Origin of the sequence: Streptomyces melanosporofaciens, from assembly GCF_900105695.1 — a bacterium.
Classification (GTDB): domain Bacteria; phylum Actinomycetota; class Actinomycetes; order Streptomycetales; family Streptomycetaceae; genus Streptomyces; species Streptomyces antimycoticus.
Window position 1 is genome coordinate 4,667,264 of record NZ_FNST01000002.1, and the last position, 20,886, is coordinate 4,688,149.

The 20,886-nt window shown below is 70.0% G+C and carries 22 protein-coding genes and 1 riboswitch; of the genes, 10 read left to right on the forward strand and 12 right to left on the reverse strand.

The genetic code is table 11. From position 1 onward, the window contains the following. Positions 1 to 127: 127 nt before the first annotated feature. Positions 128 to 287: riboswitch (cobalamin riboswitch) on the reverse strand. Positions 288 to 440: 153 nt separating this feature from the next. The 3 genes from BLV72_RS23045 to BLV72_RS23050 all read right to left on the reverse strand — a co-directional run bounded on the left by BLV72_RS23045 (position 441) and on the right by BLV72_RS23050 (position 1,543). Then, positions 441 to 947, reverse strand: coding sequence for a GNAT family N-acetyltransferase (locus BLV72_RS23045; RefSeq protein WP_093464557.1), 507 nt, complete (start codon positions 945 to 947; stop codon positions 441 to 443). A 103-nt stretch (positions 948 to 1,050) separates the two neighbouring features. Then, a complete protein-coding gene (locus BLV72_RS48020) occupies positions 1,051 to 1,215 on the reverse strand; it encodes a DUF7196 family protein (protein WP_165449185.1) in 165 nt (54 codons plus the stop codon). Positions 1,216 to 1,255: 40 nt separating this feature from the next. Beyond that, on the reverse strand, positions 1,256 to 1,543 hold the full coding sequence (locus BLV72_RS23050; RefSeq protein WP_093464559.1) for a hypothetical protein: 288 nt from the start codon (positions 1,541 to 1,543) through the stop codon (positions 1,256 to 1,258). A gap of 463 nt (positions 1,544 to 2,006) precedes the next feature. On the opposite strand from BLV72_RS23050, the gene BLV72_RS23055 reads away from it, so the two are divergent. Next, positions 2,007 to 2,933 (forward strand): IPT/TIG domain-containing protein, encoded by a 927-nt coding sequence (locus tag BLV72_RS23055; RefSeq protein ID WP_208905702.1) that lies wholly within the window; start codon positions 2,007 to 2,009, stop codon positions 2,931 to 2,933. 45 nt (positions 2,934 to 2,978) lie between these two features. On the opposite strand, the gene BLV72_RS23060 is transcribed toward BLV72_RS23055, so the two are convergent. Next, complete coding sequence (locus BLV72_RS23060) at positions 2,979 to 3,839, reverse strand: helix-turn-helix transcriptional regulator (protein WP_093470493.1); 861 nt, start codon at positions 3,837 to 3,839, stop codon at positions 2,979 to 2,981. 199 nt (positions 3,840 to 4,038) lie between these two features. Here BLV72_RS23060 and BLV72_RS23065 point away from each other — a divergent pair, with 199 nt between their 5' ends. Both BLV72_RS23065 and BLV72_RS50035 read left to right on the forward strand, forming a co-directional pair. Beyond that, positions 4,039 to 4,782 (forward strand): SDR family oxidoreductase, encoded by a 744-nt coding sequence (locus BLV72_RS23065; RefSeq protein WP_093464560.1) that lies wholly within the window; start codon positions 4,039 to 4,041, stop codon positions 4,780 to 4,782. 281 nt (positions 4,783 to 5,063) lie between these two features. After that, a complete protein-coding gene (locus BLV72_RS50035) occupies positions 5,064 to 5,306 on the forward strand; it encodes a hypothetical protein (protein ID WP_244320920.1) in 243 nt (80 codons plus the stop codon). On the opposite strand, the gene BLV72_RS23075 is transcribed toward BLV72_RS50035, so the two are convergent. From BLV72_RS23075 to BLV72_RS23090, 4 genes are all read right to left on the reverse strand, one after another. Beyond that, positions 5,288 to 5,983, reverse strand: a complete 696-nt coding sequence (locus BLV72_RS23075) for a hypothetical protein (protein ID WP_093464562.1) — start codon at positions 5,981 to 5,983, stop codon at positions 5,288 to 5,290. The genes BLV72_RS50035 and BLV72_RS23075 overlap by 19 nt on opposite strands. A 167-nt stretch (positions 5,984 to 6,150) precedes the next feature. After that, positions 6,151 to 7,764, reverse strand: coding sequence for a monocarboxylate uptake permease MctP (mctP, locus tag BLV72_RS23080; RefSeq protein ID WP_093464563.1), 1,614 nt, complete (start codon positions 7,762 to 7,764; stop codon positions 6,151 to 6,153). Further along, on the reverse strand, positions 7,761 to 8,021 hold the full coding sequence (locus BLV72_RS23085; protein WP_093464565.1) for a DUF3311 domain-containing protein: 261 nt from the start codon (positions 8,019 to 8,021) through the stop codon (positions 7,761 to 7,763). The genes mctP and BLV72_RS23085 overlap by 4 nt, the downstream gene beginning before the upstream one ends. Positions 8,022 to 8,220: 199 nt before the next feature. Beyond that, a complete protein-coding gene (locus BLV72_RS23090; protein WP_093470494.1) occupies positions 8,221 to 9,015 on the reverse strand; it encodes a GntR family transcriptional regulator in 795 nt (264 codons plus the stop codon). Between the two features lie 261 nt (positions 9,016 to 9,276). On the opposite strand from BLV72_RS23090, the gene BLV72_RS23095 reads away from it, so the two are divergent. The 6 genes from BLV72_RS23095 (at position 9,277) to BLV72_RS23120 (ending at position 16,916) form a co-directional block, all read left to right on the forward strand. Next, positions 9,277 to 10,548: an extracellular solute-binding protein gene (locus BLV72_RS23095; RefSeq protein ID WP_093464566.1), complete on the forward strand. Its 1,272-nt coding sequence runs from the start codon at positions 9,277 to 9,279 to the stop codon at positions 10,546 to 10,548. A gap of 5 nt (positions 10,549 to 10,553) precedes the next feature. Beyond that, positions 10,554 to 11,555, forward strand: a complete 1,002-nt coding sequence (locus BLV72_RS23100) for a carbohydrate ABC transporter permease (RefSeq protein ID WP_093464568.1) — start codon at positions 10,554 to 10,556, stop codon at positions 11,553 to 11,555. After that, on the forward strand, positions 11,552 to 12,382 hold the full coding sequence (locus BLV72_RS23105; protein ID WP_093464569.1) for a carbohydrate ABC transporter permease: 831 nt from the start codon (positions 11,552 to 11,554) through the stop codon (positions 12,380 to 12,382). Before BLV72_RS23100 ends, BLV72_RS23105 begins: the two co-directional genes overlap by 4 nt. Before the next feature lie 9 nt (positions 12,383 to 12,391). Continuing rightward, positions 12,392 to 13,951, forward strand: coding sequence for a glycoside hydrolase family 3 protein (locus BLV72_RS23110; RefSeq protein ID WP_093464571.1), 1,560 nt, complete (start codon positions 12,392 to 12,394; stop codon positions 13,949 to 13,951). Between the two features lie 52 nt (positions 13,952 to 14,003). Further along, entirely contained in the window at positions 14,004 to 15,074 is a 1,071-nt protein-coding gene (locus BLV72_RS23115) for an SIS domain-containing protein (RefSeq protein WP_093464572.1), read from the forward strand. 372 nt (positions 15,075 to 15,446) lie between these two features. Next, positions 15,447 to 16,916 carry a sensor histidine kinase gene (locus BLV72_RS23120; protein WP_093464574.1) on the forward strand — a complete coding sequence of 490 codons (1,470 nt, stop codon included), beginning with the start codon at positions 15,447 to 15,449 and terminating at the stop codon, positions 16,914 to 16,916. Between the two features lie 157 nt (positions 16,917 to 17,073). On the opposite strand, the gene BLV72_RS23125 is transcribed toward BLV72_RS23120, so the two are convergent. After that, complete coding sequence (locus BLV72_RS23125; protein ID WP_014054815.1) at positions 17,074 to 17,331, reverse strand: WhiB family transcriptional regulator; 258 nt, start codon at positions 17,329 to 17,331, stop codon at positions 17,074 to 17,076. Positions 17,332 to 17,648: 317 nt separating this feature from the next. Further along, entirely contained in the window at positions 17,649 to 18,617 is a 969-nt protein-coding gene (locus BLV72_RS23130) for a diacylglycerol/lipid kinase family protein (protein WP_093464575.1), read from the reverse strand. 80 nt (positions 18,618 to 18,697) lie between these two features. Between BLV72_RS23130 and BLV72_RS23135 the strand changes: the two genes are divergently transcribed. After that, positions 18,698 to 19,249: a hypothetical protein gene (locus BLV72_RS23135; protein ID WP_093464577.1), complete on the forward strand. Its 552-nt coding sequence runs from the start codon at positions 18,698 to 18,700 to the stop codon at positions 19,247 to 19,249. A gap of 73 nt (positions 19,250 to 19,322) precedes the next feature. Here BLV72_RS23135 and BLV72_RS23140 read toward each other — a convergent pair whose 3' ends face one another. After that, positions 19,323 to 20,228 (reverse strand): RNA polymerase sigma factor SigF, encoded by a 906-nt coding sequence (locus BLV72_RS23140; protein ID WP_372458320.1) that lies wholly within the window; start codon positions 20,226 to 20,228, stop codon positions 19,323 to 19,325. Between the two features lie 17 nt (positions 20,229 to 20,245). Then, positions 20,246 to 20,659 (reverse strand): ATP-binding protein, encoded by a 414-nt coding sequence (locus tag BLV72_RS23145; RefSeq protein ID WP_014054819.1) that lies wholly within the window; start codon positions 20,657 to 20,659, stop codon positions 20,246 to 20,248. Between the last annotated feature and the right edge of the window lie 227 nt (positions 20,660 to 20,886).

A 20,886-nucleotide genomic window follows, 5' to 3' on the forward strand; every position in this document is an offset into this window, starting at 1 on the left:
CTCCCTCGCTCGGCCGGGGCCACGAGGGGGTGCGATGGGCGCGTACGGGCATGCCGCTGCCGCACTCCTCGTACGTCAGGCACTCCACGCAGCGTCCATCGGCCCAACCCTCGAGGCCGGGGGACGTGTTCACACAGGGCCGTCGGCAGGTGCTCGGACTTACGGGCACGCCGCATAAGCGCACACGTACACCGTTGCGGGACAGTTCCGGATTCCCACCGGATTCCCCTGCGGCGACAGCGAGGACGAGCATACATCTTGTGTCGGCCGACGCACCCACCCCCATATCTTGTGTCGCGAGGTGCGGAGTTTCGCATGAATGTGCTAATGCGTTCCGGAGGTGGCCCGTGACCTGGGGCCCGTGGCGGCCCGTGGCGGGGCGTGCACGCGAGCCCGTGGGCGCGCGCGAGCCCCCGGCCCGGGGCGCGCGCCGCCGGTCGTCACAGCTCCACCGTGAACGCCCACAGGGTGAGGTCCGACTTGGCTATCGGCGACCAGTCCCGCTCCGGGGCCCGCACGAATCCCAGCCGCTCGTACAGCCGGTGGGCGGCGGTCATGGACTGCTGGCTGCTGATCACGATCCGCCGCAGTCCCAGCGCGCGACCCCGGTCCAGGCAGGCGCGCACCAGTGCCTCGGCCGCCCCGCGCCGCCGCGACTGCGGCCGCACGGCCAGCATCCGGAACTCGCCCTCGCCGGGCCGGGCCAGCTCCGCATACCCCCCGCCGTACACCGCGAACGCCACGGCCCCCAGCACCTCGTCGCTCGCCGCGTCCGCCGCGACCAGCAGCTCGGCCTCGGCGGCCCGGCGCCGGGCGTCGCGCAGGGTGGTGAGATATGGATCACTGTCCCCGAAGTCCAGGAGCCCGTCCCCGAGATACACCTGCGCGGTGAGCTCGCCGATTGCGTCCAGTTCCTCGTCCCGCGCGCGCCTGATCGTGATGTCCATGGCCGCAGTCTGCCGCACACCACTGACAGCGGGGCCGTCATTGTCCGGCCCCGGTCTTCGCCGTCACTCGCCGGGCCTCACCGCCACTCGCCGGGCCTCGCCGTCACTGGACGGCGGTGTTGATCACTCCGGTGGAGCCCGCGCGCTTATTGGCGGCGTCGGCCTCCTGATAGGTGAAATAGCGCCGGACCGTGCCGTCCGGCAGCGTCAACTCATAGACGACAACGGGTCGCGGGGCACGTGCCCCTCCGCCGCAGTTGCAGGCCATGGCTGCCGTTCCTTTCCCTCGAGTCCAGTACGGGTCGGTGTCAGTCCAGCCACCGCGAGGCGACCCCGGCGAGGTAGGAGAGCGTCAGGGCGGTCGCCGGGAGGTGGAACCACGCGGTGGTGTGCAGCAAGGAGGCGTAGACGGCGATGGCGCCGGCGACCCAGGTGCTGGTGCACCAGCCGCAGTTGACGAGGTAGGAGGGCCGGGAGTCGTCGCCGAAGCGGTCGGCGACCCAGGTTCTGAACCCCGCCGCCAGCGTGTCCTTGGTGATGAAGCGGGTGATACGGCAGGTGGTGCCGAGGGCGAGGAGGAATGCGGCGAGGCTCATCGGATCGCTCCCTCCCCGGGTGGTCCCGCACGGGCTGGCACTGCCGATGTCACTCATTAGAGGCACGGTGGAGGACGGCAGGCCATACTCCGGCCGCGCGTTCCCCCGAATAGCGGAGCGCTTGTCATACAAGCTCGCCGCCAGGCGCGCCCAGATGCGCCAAACGAGTGATGGCAGCCCCGGAACCTTGAGCGACGGGGGTGGGCGTGGATAACTGGAAACGTGCCGCCGAGGGTGCCTCATACCTCGTAGGCCATCCAGGAGCCGGACGTTCGTCCCGTAGCTCCGCCCTCATCCGGCGCATCGATCCCGCGCCCTGACCGGCCGCCCGGCGGCTTTCCGTTCCTCCGGTGCCGGCCTGCCTCGACCGCGCGGCGACGACGAGGCGTTGACCAGCGGCTTGCCCACGACATCGGCATGCCGTCGGCGCATATCACCCCAACCCTTCCCGGGAGGAACAACCATGACCTCGACCGCTCTCGCGACCGCCGCCCCCACTGCGGCCAACTGGCCCCCGTCGCAGGTGGGGCCGCCGTTGCTGCTGTCCGTGGTGCCCAACTCGGGCCCCGCCGCCGGTGGGAACCTCGTCCAGCTCAACGGTCAGAACCTGCGCAACGTGATCAGCGTGACCTTCGGCGGCGTGCCCGCCCAGATCGTCAGCCAGAGCAGTTCCGGTGGCGGCGGCTGGGATGGTGACTGGGGCGGCGGCTGGGGTGGCGGCGGCTGGGGCGGTGGCGGGTGGCCGGGGAATCCCACCAACGACATCGTCGTGGTGATAGCCCCGCCGCACGCGCCCGGGTCCGTCCAGGTCCTGGTCACCACCACGGCCGGCACCAGCAACAGCCAGGTGTACACCTATGTGGCGCCGACGCCGCCCACCGCCGTTTCCATCACCCCGACCGTGGGACCGACCACCGGCGGCACCCTGTACTTGATCACGGGCACCAATCTGACCGGCGTCACCAGTGTCACCTTCGGCGGGGTCCCGTCGGCCATCCTGACCATCAACCCGGGCGGGACCAGCCTGATCGGTATCACCCCGCCGGGCCCGCCCGCGGGCGGCAACGTCGCCGTCGTGCTGAGCGGCCCGGGCGGCACCACCACCGTCCCCGGCGGTTTCACCTACTTCGTCGCACCGCCCGCCCCGGTGCCCACCACCATCACGCCCACCACCGGACCCGCCGCCGGCGGCACCCCGTTCACCATCAACGGCACCAACCTCGGCGGCGTGCTGGGCGTGCTGTTCAACGGCGTCCCCGCCACCGGTGTGGTCGCCACCGCCACCACGGTCTCCGGCGTCACCCCGCCCGGGGTGCCCGGCACCGCGACCGTCACGCTCGTGACGGCCACCGGGACCGTCACCGTCCCCGGCGGCTTCCTCTACGTCTGACGCGCACATCCGGCCGAACCGCGCCGGTCACCGGGCCCCCTTCCGTCAGGGCCCGGTGACCGGCGACGTCCGTTCGAGCTGCTGAGTGCCGATGACCTCCAGGACCTGCAGCTTCTCGTAGCTCTCCGTGCCGGGTGTGGCCGTGAAGACGAGGAGGGCGTGGTCCTGGTCGGGGTCGAGGAGCGACTGGCAGTGGAGGGTGAGCTCGCCGACCTCGGCGTGCGCGAAGCGCTTCTCGTCGGTGTAGGTGAGGCCGACCTCGTGCTCGTTCCAGATGGCCGCGAACTCCTCGCTCTCGTCCAGGAGCCGGCGGGCCAGGTCCGCGGCCGGTGAGTGCGGGCCCTGCCGGGCCGCGGTGCGCCGCAGCTGGGCGGTGAAGACGCGGCCGTGGGCCGGGTGGTCGGATGCCGGGTAGATCAGCCTCGACGCGGGGTCGGTGAACCACCGGTAGACCACGCTCCGGGCCGGGCCGGTGTAGCGGGTCTGGTCACCGAGCAGCGCCGTCGCCAGCCGGGTCTGGACGAGTGTCTCGCCAAGGGGGCCCATGATCTGCGCCGGGGTGTCCCGCAGCCGGTCCAGGATGCGCATGAGCCCCGGGCTGATGTGATCGGCGCGCAGGGTGCGCCGGGGTGTGGCGTGGCCCGCGAGCAGGAAGAGGTGATCGCGTTCGGCCAGGGACAGGCGGAGTCCGCGGGCGATCGCGGCGATCATCTGCTCGGAGGGCTGCGGGCCGGTTCCCCGCTCCAGGCGGGCGTAGTAGTCGGTGGACATACCGGATAGTTCGGCGACCTCTTCCCGGCGCAGGCCGCGGGTGCGCCGCCGGGCCCGGTGCGGCAGCCCGATGTCCTCGGGCTGGAGGGCCTCACGGCGGCCCCGGAGGAACTGCGCGAGTTCCGTGCGATCCATGGCCTTCTCCTCCCTGCCGCTCTTTCCCGCCGCGGCGGCCGCCGACATGCCGCGATCCCTCACTCCCGACCAGTGTGCCGACGGGGCCGAGGCTTATCCATGGTCTGCCGATCAGTGGATAAGCGTGTCCTTGTTGCGCACCGCGGCGCCGGGTCGACTGGGGCCACCCCAAGAACGTCCAGAGACAAGGCCCCACACCGTGAAAATCAGCGGAAACACCATCTTCATCCCCGGCGCGACCTCGGGCATCGGTCTCGGCCTGGCCCTGCGCTTCCACGCGGCGGGCAACAAGGTCATCATCGCCGGACGCCGCGAGGAGCAACTGCGCCGGATCACCGCCGAGCACCCCGGTGTCGAGTCCGTCGTGATCGACACCACCGACCCCGCTTCGGTCAAGAAGGCGGCCGAGACGGTCCAGACCCGCTTCCCCGAGACCAACGTGTTGATCACCATGGCCGGGATCATGCGGCCGGAGGACTTCCACACCGGTGACTTCCTCGGCACGGCCGAGGCCACGGTCGACACCAACCTGCTCGGCCCGCTGCGCCTGATCGCCGGGTTCACGGAATTTCTGGCCGCGAAGCCGGAGGCGACGCTGATGACCGTCTCCTCGGGCCTGGCCTTCGTGCCGCTGCCGCTCACCCCGACCTACAGCGCCACGAAGGCGGCGATCCACTCGCTGACCTCCGCCCTCCGCGTCCAGCTCGCGGACACCGGCGTCCAGGTGATCGAGCTGGTGCCGCCGGCGGTGCGCACCGCGCTCATGGGCCAGGAGAACGCGGAGAACGCGATGCCGCTGGAGGACTACCTCTCCGAGGTCATGACCCTCCTGGAAACCCGGCCCGACGCCGACGAGATCCTCGTCGAGAACGTGAAGCTCCTCCGCTTCGCCGAAGCGAACGGCAGCTACGACGAGGTGCTCGGCCTGCTCAGCAGCCACTGACAGACGGGGTCGGCCGGTGAGCCGGCCGACCCCGCCACTGATCCGAACGGCGAGGTAGTCCACAGGGTCTCCTCGTCAGACATGGTGACACCGTAGCGGGCCGTCCCCCGCCCTCACGCTGTCGGGCACGTGCGCGATGTACGCCGGCACGGCATGGGCGGCCTCACCGACCCCGCGACCCTCGTGACCAGTGAGGTGGTCACGAACGCCTACCGCAACACGACCGGTCCGGCCGAAATGCGCATCCGCGCCGTGGAGGAGGGGCGTCTGCGGATCAGCGTGTGGGACACCCATCCGGATATCCCGCCGCCCTTCGACAAGCCCCGGCCCTCTTCGACCGCTCGTGCGCCCTCGCCGCGAACACCGAGGCCACCTACGGACGCGGCCTGCTCATCGTCCGGATCTGCGCCGACAACTGGGGCGGCTACGCCCTCGCCGACGAGCTCTTCGGGCGGAGCGGCAAGCTGCTCTGGTTCGAACTCGCACCGCAGCCGCCCCGCGACGCCTACGAGATCGCCGCCTGACGCCCGCCGGGCGTCCTGGCCGGGGTGAGCGCCGGGGGGAAGTTCAGGGTCGGCCCGTCGTAGGAACCGCTGTATCCCTGCTCCATCTCCTCTTTCCGCTTCTCCTCCGGCCAGCCGGGGTCCATCGCGCAGGGCCCACCGCTGCCTCCGTTGAGCCGGTGGTACTCCGCCTCCCATGTGACCCCGGTGCTGAAGCCGCCGTCACGCTCGGCCTCGACGCTCCATTCCTCGAGCTGCTCGTCCTTCCCGAAGTGCGTGATGCGCCACCCCTCCGCCTTGAGGTGGTCCCGCGCTCTGCGCAGCGCGGGCAGCGCCTCAGCCCGGTCCACCTTTCCCATCGACCACGCGTGGATCAGCTGGTACGCGCCTTCCACGGGCGGGTCGGCGATGCTGAACAGGCCGTCCGGGTAGCAGGAGTTGGAGTCGTACCTGTTGTAGTTGTGCACATCGGCGTAGCCGCGTTCCACGGTGCGGTCCATGCCGAGCGCGGCATACGCGTCCCGGGAGTAACCCGAGAGTTGACGCGCCCGCTTCTCGGGGTCGACGTCGGGGTAGGTCGAATCGACGCTCGCGTACGCGAGCCAGCCGATCCCGGTCGCGGCCAGCGTCAGCACACTGCAACACCCGACGCCCCGCCGGCTGCGGCCCTTTCCGGCGGGCACCTCGCTCTCGTTCATATACCGGACGGTAGGTCCCGGTCCCGGCGCCCCGGATCCGCGCGCCCCCTCATTCCGCCGTAGGTACCCGTACTCACACGAACGGGCCGCCGGCTCCCCTCAGTCAGGGGGAGCCGACGGCCCATTTCGCCGTCAAGCCGTCAACCAGCGCGGCCCGCCGTCAGGCGTCAGTGGCCGCCCGGGGAGCCCGCCGTGGCCGGCGGGAGGTCGACCTGGACGCCCGGGTCGCCCGCGTCCGCCTTGTAGTCGGCGGCGGTGGTCTCGTCGATGCCGTCGGGGGCCTTGACCGCCCGCAGCACCACCGTCAGGACGACGGTCACCAGAACGTTGAGCGCGATCGCGGTGAAGCCGATGTAGCCGATCTCCCCGATGGCGGGCATATCGGCGGTGTTGCCGAAGTGCTTCTGGGTGCCGCTCGGGGTGTCGTACGCCTTCCACGTTCCGTAGACCATGCCGACCGCCCAGCCCGCCAGCAGTGCCCATCGGTGGAACCAGCGGGTGAACAGGCCGCCCACCAGGGCCGGGAAGGTCTGCAGGATCCAGATGCCGCCCAGGAGCTGGAAGTTGATCGCGACGGTCTTGTCCATGCCCAGTACGAAGATCAGGGCGCCGACCTTCACCAGCAGCGAGACCAGCTTGGAGACCTTGGTCTCCTCCTCCGGCGTGGCGTTCGGCCGCAGGAAGTCCTTGTAGATGTTGCGGGTGAAGAGGTTCGCCGCGGCGATCGACATGATGGCCGCCGGGACGAGGGCGCCGATGCCGATCGCGGCGAAGGCGATGCCCGTGAACCAGTCGGGGAACATGTCCTCGAAGAGCTGGGGGATGGCCAGCTGGCCGTTTTCGACCTGGACCCCGGCGGCGATGGCCATGAAGCCGAGCAGCGCCAGCAGCCCCAGCATCAGGGAGTACAGCGGCAGGATCGTGGTGTTGCGGCGGATCACCTCGCGGCTGCGGCTGGAGAGCGTCGCGGTGATCGAGTGCGGATACATGAACAGGGCGAGCGCCGAGCCCAGGGCGAGGGTGCCGTAGGCCCACTGGCCCTCCGCCGGGGGTGCGAGCGATCCCGCTCCCGCCTTGGTGAACTTGTCGTTCGCCGCGCTGAAGATGTCGTCGAAGCCACCCAGCTTGATCGGGATGTAGATGATCGCCACCGCGATGACGATGTAGATCAGGGTGTCCTTGACGAAGGCGATCAGCGCGGGGGCGCGCAGCCCGGAGGAGTAGGTGTACGCGGCGAGGACGCCGAAGGCGATCAGCAGCGGCAGGTCCTTGATGAACCAGTTGGTGTTCTCCCCGCCGCCGACGCCCATCACGTCCAGCACCGCCTGGATGCCGACGAGCTGGAGGGCGATGTACGGCATGGTCGCGAGGATGCCGGTGACCGCGACGGCCAGCGAGAGCCCCTTGGAGCCGAAGCGGCCGCGGACGAAGTCCGACGTGGTGACATACCCGTGCTTATGGGACACCGACCACAGGCGCGGCAGGAAGGTGAAGATCAGCGGGTAGACCAGGATGGTGTACGGCACCGCGAAGAAGCCGGACGCGCCCGCCGCGTAGATCGCCGCCGGGACGGCGACGAAGGTGTACGCGGTGTAGAGGTCGCCGCCCAGCAGGAACCAGGTGATCCAGGTGCCGAAGCTGCGGCCGCCCAGTCCCCATTCGTCCAGGTTGTTGGCGTTTTCGGCGGCGCGCCAGCGCGCGGCCAGGAACCCCAGGACCGTGACGACCACGAAGAAGAAGATGAAGACGGCGAGTGCGACGCCGTTCACTCCGCCGTTCATGCCGACTCACCCCCCTTGCGGGCCCGCTTCTCACGGCGGACCAGGACGTAGGCGACCGAGGTCAGCACGGCCGAGACGGGTACCCAGAGCATCTGGTACCAGTAGAAGAACGGGATCCCGATGAGGGTCGGCTCGACCTTGGCGTACGAGCCGACCCAGAGCATCCCGACAAAGGGTGCGATCAGGCACAGAGCGGCCACGACGCGCGTAGGCGTCACGACCGGTCTCCTGCCGGGTGAAGCGGACGTGTCTGACATGCGGCGGGCTCCAGTCCCCTCGGCTCATCACCTGCGTCACAGTCGATCACCTGGGTTCCAGCTGATCATTTGTGTAATGCGCAGGAAATCTAAGCCCCCGGCCCGGCGGTCGTCACTACCCGTCCGTATATCGGTATGAGAAAGAAAGCAGGTCGCCGTGGCGCGGCGCAGTCGCGGCGCGCCCCGAGGGGACCGTCGCTCAGCCGTTCGGCCGCTGGAGCCGGGCCACGAACTTGTAGCGGTCCCCGCGGTAGACCGACCGCACCCACTCCACCGGCTCCCCGGAGGCGTCCCGCGAATGGCGCGAGAGCATCAGCATCGGCAGCCCCACATCGGTGCCCAGGAGGCCCGCCTCGCGCGGGGTGGCCAGCGAGGTCTCGATGGTCTCCTCGGCCTCGGCCAGGCGGACGTCGTACACCTCGGCCAGCGCCGTGTAGAGCGAGGTGTACTTCACCAGGCTGCGGCGCAGCGCGGGGAAGCGTTTGGCGGACAGATGGGTGGTCTCGATCGCCATCGGCTCACCGCTGGCCAGCCGCAGCCGCTCGATGCGCAGCACCCGCCCGCCGGTGGCGATGTCCAGCAGTCCGGAGAGCCGGTCGTCGGCGGTGACATAGCCGATGTCCAGGAGCTGGGAGGTGGGCTCCAGGCCCTGGGCCTTCATGTCCTCGGTGTACGAGGTGAGTTGCAGCGCCTGGGAGACCTTGGGCTTGGCCACGAAGGTGCCCTTGCCCTGGATCCGCTCCAGCCGCCCCTCGACGACCAGCTCCTGCAACGCCTGGCGCACGGTGGTGCGCGAGGTGTCGAACTCGGCGGCCAGGGTGCGCTCCGGCGGGACCGGGGTGCCCGGTGGCAGGGTCTCGGTGATGTCCAGCAAGTGGCGCTTGAGGCGGTAGTACTTCGGGACGCGTGCGGTACGCGCCCCAGCGGAGCCGTTGCCGTCGCTCTCGGCCGTCGTGATGGCCGCCGCTGCCGCCGTTGCCCCCTCGGTCTCCATCGCGCGCCCTTCCGACTCCTGGTCCACTGCCGTCACCGGCGTCTGCCGCCGTCACCGGTCTCCTGAAGAATCCAGCGCCTCACATCGTGGCACGGTCCCGGCTCCGGGCATCAGCTCGGTCCGGATGTCGGGAAGTGTCGGTCCGGTAACGGAGCCGCCGGTGACTCTTATACACCCTTGACACCCCAAAAGGTCTAGGCCAAGCTGCGGGCACTGGTCTGGACCATTAAACCCCTCATCCGGCCTTCTGAGGAGAGTGCTGTGAAGCGTGGGCTCATAGCGGCGACGGGTGTCGCGGCAATGCTGGTATCCGTCGCGGCCTGTGGGTCCGACGGCGATGACAACAAGGCCGGAGCGGATGGTTTCAAGGGCGAGACGCTGACCGTCTGGGCGATGGACGGCTCCGCGCCCGACGGCTGGACGAAGGATGTCAAGGCCGCTTTCGAGAAGAAGACGGGCGCCAAGCTGAAGCTGGAGATCCAGCAGTGGAACGGCATTCAGCAGAAGGTGACCACCGCGCTCTCGGAATCCGATCCGCCGGATGTGCTGGAGATCGGCAACACCCAGACGCCGTCGTACGCGCAGACCGGCGGACTGGCCGAACTGGATGACCTGAAGAAGTCGATCGGCGCCGACTGGTCGGAGTCGATCAACAAGTCCGCGGTCTACGACGGCAAGCAGTACGCGGCGCCGTGGTACGCGGCCAACCGGGTCGTCCTCTACAACAAGAAGATCTGGGCCGAGGCCGGGATCAAGGGCACCCCCAAGACCCGTACCGAGTTCTTCGAGGACCTCGACACCATCGAGAAGAAGACGGACGCCGAGCCGCTCTATCTCCCGGGTCAGAACTGGTACTTCTTCGACGGGCTGACCATCGGCACCGGCGCCGACCTCGTCAAGAAGGACGGCGACAAGTGGGTCTCCAACCTCGCCGACCCCAAGGTCGCCAAGGCCATGGACATCTACAAGCAGTACCAGTCCTTCAGCAACGCCCCCAAGGACAAGGACGAGGCCACCCCGCAGCAGGGCGAGGTCTTCGCCAAGGGCAAGACCGGCGCCTTCATCGGCATGGGCTGGGAAGCCGGTATCGCGATCAAGGCCAACCCGAAGATCGAGAAGGACATCGGCTACTTCACCATCCCGGGTGAGACCGCCGGCAAGCCGGAGGGCGTCTTCCTCGGCGGCTCCAACCTCGCGGTCGCCGCGGGCAGCGAAAAGCAGGAGCTGGCCAAGGAGTTCCTGAAGATCGCGCTCAATGACACCTACGAGGGACAGCTCGCCAAGGAAGGCGGTGTCATCCCCAACAAGGAGGCGCTCCAGGCGCAGCTCAAGGGCAACCCCGCCGGGCTGGCGGCCGCACCGGCCGCCGCGACCGGCGGCACCACCCCGCTGATCCCCGAATGGGCCCCGGTGGAGAACGCCCCGAACCCGGTCAAGACCTATATGACCGCGGTGCTCACCGGTAAGTCGCCCGCGGAGGCGGCCAAGTCGGTCGAGGACGAGCTGAACAAGCGCCTCAGCCAGGAGCGTTGAGCCGAATGTCCGTAGCGACCGAACGCCAGGACCCCGGCCCGGCGGCGGCCGGGGTCCGCCGGAGCGGGGAGCCGCCAGGCCCCCGCCGCCCGGCCCCGGGCACGCCCGGGCGCGGACGGCTGACCGGCGCCGCCCCGTACCTCCTGCTGCTGCCCGCGCTGGTGGCGACCGTGCTGCTGCTGGGCTGGCCGCTGGTCAAGGACGGCCTGCTGTCGTTCCAGAACCTCAATATGCGGCAGCTCATCCAGCACCTCACCGAGTGGAACGGCGTCGACAACTACCGCGAGACGCTGACCAGCGAGGACTTCTGGCGGGTCACCCTCCGGTCGGTGATCTTCACCGCGGTCAACGTCGTGCTGATCATGCTGCTCGGGACCCTGATCGGACTGCTGCTGGCCCGCCTCGGCAGCAAGATGCGGCTGCTGCTCTCGGTCGGTCTGGTGCTCGCCTGGGCCATGCCGCCCATCGCCGGCACCACCGTCTTCCAGTGGCTCTTCGCCGCCCGCTTCGGGGTGGTCAACTGGGTCCTGGACGCGCTCGGCTGGCACTCCATGGCGCACTACAACTGGACCGGCAGCCAGTTCTCCACCTTCTTCATCATCACCGTGCTGATCGTCTGGCAGTCGATCCCCTTCGTGGCGATCAACCTCTACGCCGCGACCACCACCATCCCCGGTGAGCTCTACGAGGCGGCCGCGCTCGACGGCGCCGGCACCTGGAAGAGCTTCACCTCGGTGACGTTCCCCTTCCTCAAGCCGTTTCTGCTGGCCACGACGTTCCTCGAAGTCATCTGGGTCTTCAAGGCGTTCACCCAGGTCTTCGCGATCAACGAGGGCGGCCCGGACCGGCTCACCGAAACCCTCCCCGTCTACGCCTTCATCGAGGGCGTGGGCAATCAGCACTACGGCATGGGCGCCGCGATCTCGCTGCTGACCATCGCCGTCCTGCTGGCGCTGACCTCCTACTACCTCCGGATCGTGCTCAGGCAAGAGGAGGACGAGCTGTGAAGCGCTCGCCGCTCGCCCGGCTGTGGCCCAACGCGACCGCCGTCGTGCTCTTCATCGGCTTCGCGTTCCCCGTCTACTGGATGTTCACCACGGCCTTCAAGCCGACCTCGGACGTCATCACCGAGGACCCGGTGTGGTTCCCGACCAGTGCCACCCTGGACCACTTCCAGAAGGCCCTGGACGCCAAGAACTTCTGGACGCTGGTGGGCAACTCGCTCACCGTGACCCTCTCGGCGGTCGCCCTCTCGCTGGTGATCGCGCTGCTCGCGGCGTTCTCCCTGGCCCGGATGCGGTTCAAGGGGCGCCGCGGCTTCCTGGTGACCTTCATGATCGCGCAGATGGCGCCCTGGGAAGTCCTGGTCATCGCCATCTACATGCTCGTCCGCGACGGCGACATGCTGAACAGCCTGCTTCCGCTGACCCTGTTCTACATGGTCATGGTGCTGCCCTTCACGATCCTCACGCTCCGCGCCTACGTGGCCGCGATCCCCAAGGAGCTGGAGGAGTCGGCGATGGTCGACGGCTGCACCCGTCCGCAGGCGTTCGTCCGGGTGATCTTTCCGCTGCTGGCGCCCGGTCTGATGGCCACCTCGCTCTTCGGCTTCATCACGGCCTGGAACGAATTCCCGCTCGTCCTCATCCTGAACAAGGACCCGGAGGCCCAGACGCTTCCGCTGTGGCTGTCCAGCTTCCAGACCGCCTTCGGCGACGACTGGGGTGCCACCATGGCGGCGGCCTCGCTGTTCGCCATCCCGATCCTGGTTCTCTTCCTGTTTCTGCAACGCAAGGCGGTCGGTGGGCTCACTTCCGGCGCTGTGAAGGGATGATCCCGGTTTATGACGACCCTCGCGCATGACTCCGCCACCCTCACCCGCGACGCTCTCACCGTTCTGCAGCCGGGCTTCACCGGCACCACCGCCCCCGACTGGCTGCTGCGGCGGCTCGGCGAGGGGCTCGCCTCCGTCGGCCTGTTCGGCCGGAACATCACCTCGCCCGAGCAGCTCGCCGCCCTCACCGCCCAGCTGCGCGCCGAGCGTGACGACGTCCTGGTGGCCATCGACGAGGAGGGCGGTGACGTCACCCGGCTCGAGGTGCGCGCCGGGTCCTCCTTCCCCGGCAACCTGGCGCTCGGCGCCGTCGACGACCCGGAGCTGACCCGGGCCGTCGCCCGCGAGCTGGGCCGCCGCCTCGCGGAATGCGGAGTCAACCTCAACTGGGCGCCCTCCGCCGACGTCAACTCCAACCCCGACAACCCGGTCATCGGCGTGCGCTCCTTCGGCGCCGAACCCGGGCTCGTCGCCCGGCACACCGCCGCGTACATCGAGGGCCTGCAGAGCGCCGGGGTCGCCGCCTGCACCAAGCACTTCCCCGGCCACGGCGACACCGCCGTCGACTCCCACCACGCGCTGCCGCGCATCGACGCCGGGCTCGACACCCTGACCGCCCGCGAACTGGTGCCCTTCCGCGCCGCCGTCACCGCCGGGACCAAGGCCGTGATGAGCGCGCACATCCTGCTGCCCGTGCTCGACCCCGACCTGCCCGCCACCCTCAGCCCCGCCGCGCTGCACGGCCTGCTGCGCCGGCCCGTGGCCGACGGCGGCCTCGGCTTCGACGGGCTGATCGTCACCGACGGTATGGAGATGCGGGCCATCGCCGACGCGTACGGCATCGAGCACGGCAGCGTCATGGCGATCGCCGCGGGCGCCGACGCGATCTGCGTGGGCGGCGGACTCGCCGACGAGGACACCGTGCTGCGGCTGCGCGACGCGCTGGTCACGGCCGTCATCGAGGGACGGCTGGCGGAGGAGCGGCTGGCCGAGGCGGCCGCGCGGGTGCGCGCCCTGGGGCAGTGGACGCGGCACTCCGCGGGACCGCGCGCGGCGCATGGCATCGAGCCCGCCGCGGGGGTGGGGCTCGCCGCCGCGCGCCGGGCGCTCAGAGTCACCCCGGCCGGGCTGTCGTACGAGCCGGTGACCGGGCCCGCCTACGTCGCCGCCTTCACCCCGGTCGCCAACATCGCCGTCGGCGAGGAGACCCCCTGGGGCGTCGGCGCCGAACTGGCCCGGCTGCGCCCCGGCACCCAGGCCGCCACCTACGGGCGGCAGGACGCCGAGGCCGGGGGCGTCCCCGCGCTGATCGAAAATATGCTCGACACCGCGGCGGACCGTAGGATCGTCGCTGTGGTCCGCGATGTCCACCGGCACCCCTGGATGGCCGACGCGCTGGACGCCCTGCTCGCCGCCCGGCCGGAGACGGTCGTCGTCGAGATGGGAGTGCCCCAGGCGCCGCCCGCCGGAGCGCTGCACATCGCGACCCACGGCGCCGCCCGGGTGTGTGGACGGGCGGCGGCCGAGGTGATCGTCGGCATCGGCGCCGGTGACCACCCCGGGGACTGATCCCCAGCCCCACCGAGCACAGCCGGCACAGAGCCACCTGGAGGCACCCAGCATGTCCGCCACGACGACGGCCCAGCGCAGCGACCAGCCGGGCCGGATCATGTCCGGCGAGATGGCCGAGCAGCCCGCCGTGCTGCGCCGCATCCTCGACCAGGGCGCCCCGAGGATCCGTGAGGTCGCGGAGCGGATCGCCGCCCGCAACCCGCGCTTCGTCCTCCTCACCGCCCGCGGCACCTCGGACAACGCGGCGCTGTACGCCAAGTACCTGCTCGAGGTGCTGCTCGGCAAGCCGTGCGGTCTGACCTCCATGTCCACCACCACCGCGTACGGCGCCCAGCCGGACCTCACCGATGTGCTGGTGATCACCGTCAGCCAGTCCGGCGGCTCCCCGGACCTGGTCGCCTCCACCGAGGCCGCCCGCGCGGCCGGTGCGATCACCCTCGCGGTCACCAACAACGCCGACTCGCCGCTGGCGGCCGTCTCCGAATTCCACATCGACGTCCTGGCCGGGCCGGAGAAGGCGCTGCCCGCGACCAAGACCTACACCGCCGAACTCCTCGCCCTCTACCTCTTCGTGGAGGGGCTGCGCGGCGGCGACGGCGCGGCCGCCAAGGTGCTGCCCGACCTCGCCCAGCAGATCCTCGACCGCCAGGACGAGGTCCGGCAGCTCGCGGCGCGCTACCGCTTCGCCGAGCGGATGGTCCTCACCTCCCGGGGCTACGGCTATCCGACCGCCAAGGAAGCCGCCCTGAAGCTGATGGAGACCAGCTACATCCCGGCGCTCTCCTACTCCGGCGCCGATCTGCTGCACGGTCCGCTCGCCATGGTCGACAACATCTCGCCGGTGATCGCGATCGTCACCGAGGGCAAGGGCGGCCAGGCGCTGCAGCCGGTCCTGGAGCGGCTGCGCGGCCGGGGCGCCGACCTCGTCGTCATCGGCAGCGCGTCGGAGGTGGAGCGGGCCTCGGCCGGGTTCGCCCTGCCGACGGACGGGGTCGCCGAGGAGCTCCAGCCGATCCTGGAGATCCTCCCGCTGCAGATGCTGGCGTACGAGGTCACCATCGCGCGCGGCCAGGACCCGGACGCGCCCAGGGCGCTGGCGAAGGTGACGGAGACCCGCTGAGGCGTACGGCCTGGCGTACTGCTGGGGGCACGGAAAAGGCTCCCGCGGCCTTCGAGGAGGCGCGGGAGCCTGAGTACGCCGGGTGCTCGGGAGTCTGAGGTACGACGGGTGGGACACCCGCGGGCCGCGGCGCCAGGGCGGGACCCTCAACCCACCCGGCACCGCAGCCCGGAGTTGCATCGGCCGAGCGGCCGACCTGAGGACCCCGGGCGGTCAGGGCAGAGCGCTCCGGGCTCCTCGATCCGCCCTCCTGTGCGGGGAGAGCGGAAGATCGCAGTGCTCGATATTCTGGACTAGACCACTGCTGTCTGTCCATGCTTATGCGCGAATAGGCTAATCCACCGGTGAGGGTAGGCTCGCAACGTGCCCTCCATGAACGACCTCGTCCGCCAGCACACCGCACTCGACGACTCCGACCTCGAGTGGCTCCATCTGCTGGTCTCGGAGTGGCAGCTCCTCTCCGACCTCTCGTTCGCCGATCTGGTGCTGTGGGTCCCCACCAGCGACGGCGCCCGGTATGTCTCGGTGGCGCAGATGCGGCCGAACACCGGGCCCACCTCCTACCAGGACGACATGGTCGGCCATCTCGTGCCCCGAGGCCGCCGTCCCATGCTCGACGCCGCCCTCGACGAGGGCCGGATCGTCCGGGAGGGCGACCCCGAGTGGCGCGAGGAGGTGCCGGTCCGGGTGGAGTCCATCCCGGTCCGGCGGGAGAGCCGGGTCCTCGGGGTGATCGCGCGGAACACCAATCTGCTGACCGTACGGACCCCCAGCCGGCTGGAGCTCACCTATCTCCAGAGCGCGTCCGACCTGGCCCAGATGATCGCCGCCGGATCGTTTCCGTTCCCCCATCAGCAGATCGACATGGACGCGTCACCGCGCGCCGGCGACGGGCTGATCCGGCTCGACGCGGACGGGGTGGTCCAGTACGCGAGCCCCAACGCGCTCTCCGCCTACCACCGGCTCGGGCTCGCCGCCGACCTCGTCGGCCACCATCTGGGCAAGACCACCGCCGAACTCGCCCCGGTGCGCGGCCCGGTGGACGAGGCGCTGGTCAAGCTGGCCAGCGGCTGGGCGCCCCGGGAGTTCGAGGTCGAGGGCGGCGACGGGGTCATCCAGCTCCGGGCCATTCCGCTCAAGCCCAAGGGGCTGCACATCGGCTCGCTGGTGCTGCTCAGGGACGTCACCGAACTGCGTCGACGCGAGCGCGAGTTGATCACCAAGGACGCCACCATCCGGGAGATCCACCACCGGGTGAAGAACAACCTCCAGACGGTGGCCGCTCTGTTGCGGTTGCAGGCCCGCCGGATGGATTCGGCGCAGGGGCGGGAGGCGCTCAACGAGGCGGTGCGCAGGGTCGGCTCGATCGCGATCGTCCATGAGACCCTCTCCCAGAACCTCGATGAGCGGGTCGAGTTCGACGACATAGCCGATCGGGTGCTGGCCATGGTGGCCGAGATATCGCCCGGAAAGGTGACCGGCCGCCGCACCGGGCGCTTCGGCATTCTCGAGGCCGAGGTCGCCACCCCGTTGTCCATGGTCCTGACCGAGGTGCTGCAGAACGCGCTGGAGCACGGCTTCGGACCGGGGGAGCAGGGCACGGTCGAGGTCTCGGCGGTGCGCGGTGGCGCCGGTGAGGAGAGCCGGCTGGTGGTCACCGTCCAGGACGACGGGCGCGGACTGCCCGAGGGGTTCGACGCCCAGCGGGCCGGAAACCTGGGTCTGCAGATCGTCCGCACCCTGGTGGAGGGGGAACTGGGCGGCACGTTCGACATGGTGCCCGCGCCGGAGCGGGGCACCCGTGTGGTGCTGGACTTCCCGGTGCGTGCCGAGAAGCACTGAGACGCTGACCACATCCGGGCAACTCCCGGTGGGTCGTAGCCCCGTACCCCGGAAAGCACTGAGCCCCGGACCCATCTGGTCCGGGGCTCAAAGCTCAATGTGCTGTGCGCATCGGGGGTACTACGCGCTGCGGCTCGGGGGCCACGGGGTGCGGGCTTCAGGCGCTGGCGTTGCGTGCCCGGTTGCGAGCGGCACGGCGCTTCATGGCGCGGCGCTCGTCTTCGCTCATGCCACCCCAGACGCCGGAGTCCTGGCCGGACTCAAGCGCCCACTGCAGGCACTGCTCCATGACGGGGCAGCGGCGGCAGACGGCCTTGGCTTCCTCGATCTGCAGCAGCGCAGGACCGGTGTTGCCGATGGGGAAGAACAGCTCGGGGTCTTCCTCGCGGCAAACGGCGTTGTGACGCCAGTCCATGGCTGCTCCATCTCCTCGTATTGCGGGCTCGTTGCTTGTGAATGTGAACGCTTTCACGAATCCCCCCGCAAGGGTAGGGACGCCGACCAGTTGGGGCTGGTGCAGTCCCGTGGAATGAGGTGGGGGTTCGGGCTCTCAAGGGGGCCTTCTGGAGGCCGTCCCGATCGCCAAGAAGAGACTCGCAAACCTCGGCGGCGGATACAACCCCTTCCGGAAAGTTTTTTTTGATTCCTTGGTGTCGACTCGGTCACAGCCGTACTTCCGGTGGGTGGAGGCCAGCCTAAACGTTCGAGTGGAAGGACTTTTTGCGCTCTCACTCACACAATCACACGCAGTGCACGGCGTACGCCTGTGAACGTCACGCTCGTACGCAGTCCCAGATGGTCACCGTCCATCTGGAACGGCAGTGGCGCCTGGGATTGCAAGGTGAAGTCCTCCACGTCGTGGAGCCCCACCACATGCTTGCCGCGCGGGCCGCGCTCGGGCGTCGACATCAGCAGCTGGGTCGCGTAGCGGGTCACCGCCGACGTCGACAGCTTGGTGAGTCCCAGCACGTCGAGGGCGGTGTCGAAGGACGCCTGGGGGGACGCGTAGACCGGACGGTTGCCCAGGAACGTCCACGGGGAGGTGTTGCAGACTATCGACAGCGCCAGCCCCTCGACCGGGTCCTGGCCCGGCCGCCGAATGGTGATGGCGCCCTGCCGCCGATGCGGCTCCCCGATGAACTGCCGCACCATCTGCCGTATATAGAGCGCATGGGTGGACCGCTTGCCGCGCTCGCGCTGCTGCTCGACCCGGCCGATGACGCTCGCGTCGAAGCCGAGCCCGGCGCAGAAGGTGAACCAGCGGGCCGGGACCGACTCGTCCGGAGTGCCGGGGGTGCCGGCCGCGAGCCCGAGGCCCACGGTGCGCTCGGTGCCGTCCCGCAGCGCGTCCAGCAGGGCGCCGGTCGCCTCGACGGCGTCATTGGGCAGCCCGAGCGCGCGGGCGAAGACATTGGTGGAGCCGCCCGGAACGACCGCGAGCCGGGGCAGCTCGCGCGGGGCGGGGCCGTGATGGAGCAGTCCGTTGACGACCTCGTTGACGGTGCCGTCGCCGCCGAGGGCCACGACCAGTTCATGCGTGCCGCCGTCGACCGCCCGCCGGGCCAGATCGCGCGCATGGCCCCGGTACTCGGTGGTCACCACGTCCAGCTTCAGATCGCTGGCGAGTGCGTGGAACAGAACATCCCGAGTGCGGGCACTGGTGGTGGTTGCTGCCGGGTTGACCACAAGAAGCGCGCGCATGCGCGCCAGCCTACCTATCCGGACCGACCGGCCCGAGGGGGGTAGGGTCCCGGCGGCCCGGAGACGGCTAGGCTGCGGGGGTGAGCAGTAAGAAGTCCGCTACCGCGAAGAAGGCGCAGAGGTCCACGGCGCGGAAGGCGACCGAGCGGAAGGCCGCGGCGCAGCAGGCCACGGCCCGGCCGGAGGCCGGGGCCGCCGCCAAGGCGACCGGCGCCGCTGCCGCCGACGCCGCGCCCACCGGGCCCCGCCCCACCCGGCTGACCGTCGCCGCGGTGCTGGCCGCCGCGGAGGGCGTGGTGCTGCTGGGGTTCGGCGTCTACGTACTGATCATGGGGCTGACCGGCGACCCGGAGAGCCCCCAGCAGGCGGAGATGCTCGGGGTCACCGTGGTCGCGCTGGCCCTGCTGCCGCTGCTGGCGGCCCGCGGGCTGTGGCTGCGGCGCCGCTGGAGCCGCGGCCCCGCGATGATCACCCAGCTGATGGCGCTGCCGGTGGCCTGGACGCTGGTGCAGAACGGTGGCGGGCTGATCGCCGCCGGGGTGGCCACCGCCATCGCGGCCCTCGCCGTCATGGCGCTGCTGATCAACCCGACGGCGACCGAGGCCCTCGGCATCGGCCCCCGCGACGCCTAGCCGGACACAGCCGGTAGGTGTCCGCACGGCCGGTGCCCGGGAAGCCCCGGGCACCGTGGGCCGGATGCGCTCGCTACTCCTCGACCAGCAACTTGTCGCGCAACTGCGCGAGTGTGCGGGCCAGCAGCCGGGAGACATGCATCTGGGAGATGCCGACCTCCTGCGCGATCTGCGACTGCGTCATATTGCCGAAGAAGCGCAGCAGCAGGATCTTCTTCTCGCGCGGGGGCAGATCCTCCAGCAGCGGTTTGAGCGATTCGCGGTACTCGACGCCCTCCAGTGCCTCGTCCTCCGCGCCGAGGGTGTCGGCGACCGCCGGGGACTCGTCGTCCGTGTCCGGGACGTCCAGGGACAGGGTGCTGTAGGCATTGGCGGACTCCAGCCCCTCCAGCACCTCCTCCTCGGAGATGGACAGATGCTGGGCCAGCTCATGGACGGTCGGAGCGCGGCCATGGCGCTGGGAGAGCTCCGCGGTGGCGGTGGTCAGCGACAGCCGCAACTCCTGCAGCCGGCGCGGCACCCGCACCGCCCAGCCCTTGTCGCGGAAGTGGCGCTTGATCTCGCCGACGACCGTGGGTGTCGCATAGGTCGAGAACTCCACCCCGCGGTCCGGGTCGAACCGGTCCACGGATTTGATGAGCCCGATGGTGGCGACCTGGGTGAGGTCGTCCAGCGGCTCACCGCGGTTGCGGAAGCGCCGGGCCAGGTGCTCCACCAACGGCAGATGCATACGCACGAGGTTGTTGCGCAGCTCGGCCCGCTCGGTGGAGCCTTCCGGCAGCCCGCGCAGCTCGAGGAACATCGCCCGCGCGCCGCTCCGGTCATGTGGATCGTGCTGCTGATGCACCTGTTCGTGCTGATCCATGTGGTCCGCCCGCTCTGGTCGGTCTCCTGCCGCCTCCGAGTCCGCGGGATGCGGCCGGGCCGGCGGGTGCGGGATGGCCGGGGTACCCACTCCCCGCGATGATGCAGTGCTCACGGAGCCCCCTTTTTCCGTCACGGCTGTCCGGGGCCGGCGCCGCGCTCCTTGTACAGGCTGATGCTGACCGTTCGGTCCTCGGCCACGGTCGAGTCCACCTTGCCCGCCAGCGCGGAGAGCACCGTCCAGGCGAAGGTGTCGCGCTCGGGGGCGCGGCCGTCAGTGGTGGGAGCCGAGACGGTGACCTGCAGTGCGTCGTCGATCAAGCGGAAGACGCAGCTCAGCACACTGCCGGACACGGCTTGCTGCAACAGGATCGCGCATGCCTCGTCCACGGCGATACGCAGATCCTCGATTTCGTCGAGGGTGAAGTCCAAGCGGGCTGCGAGGCCGGCGGTCGCCGTACGCAGCACCGACAGATAGGCACCCGCAGCGGGCAGCCGGACTTCCACGAAGTCCTGGGTCCCGGGCTCGCCTGCGATCTGGGACACCCTCACCTCCAAGGTGACACAAGCTGATTGAGCTGAGCTGATTGGAGCGTCGGCCCCGAACCCTTATGGTGGAGGGTGGACGGACCGGCGCTGTATGTACTTTGGCTGCGACGCTATCGCGATCTGCGGTTCGGTGTCGCCCGGACGAAGCACGGCCCCCATCACGGGTGAACCCCGGCCCACAGAGCCGCGATATCACTCATAGTAAGCACATGAGTACGCAGCGT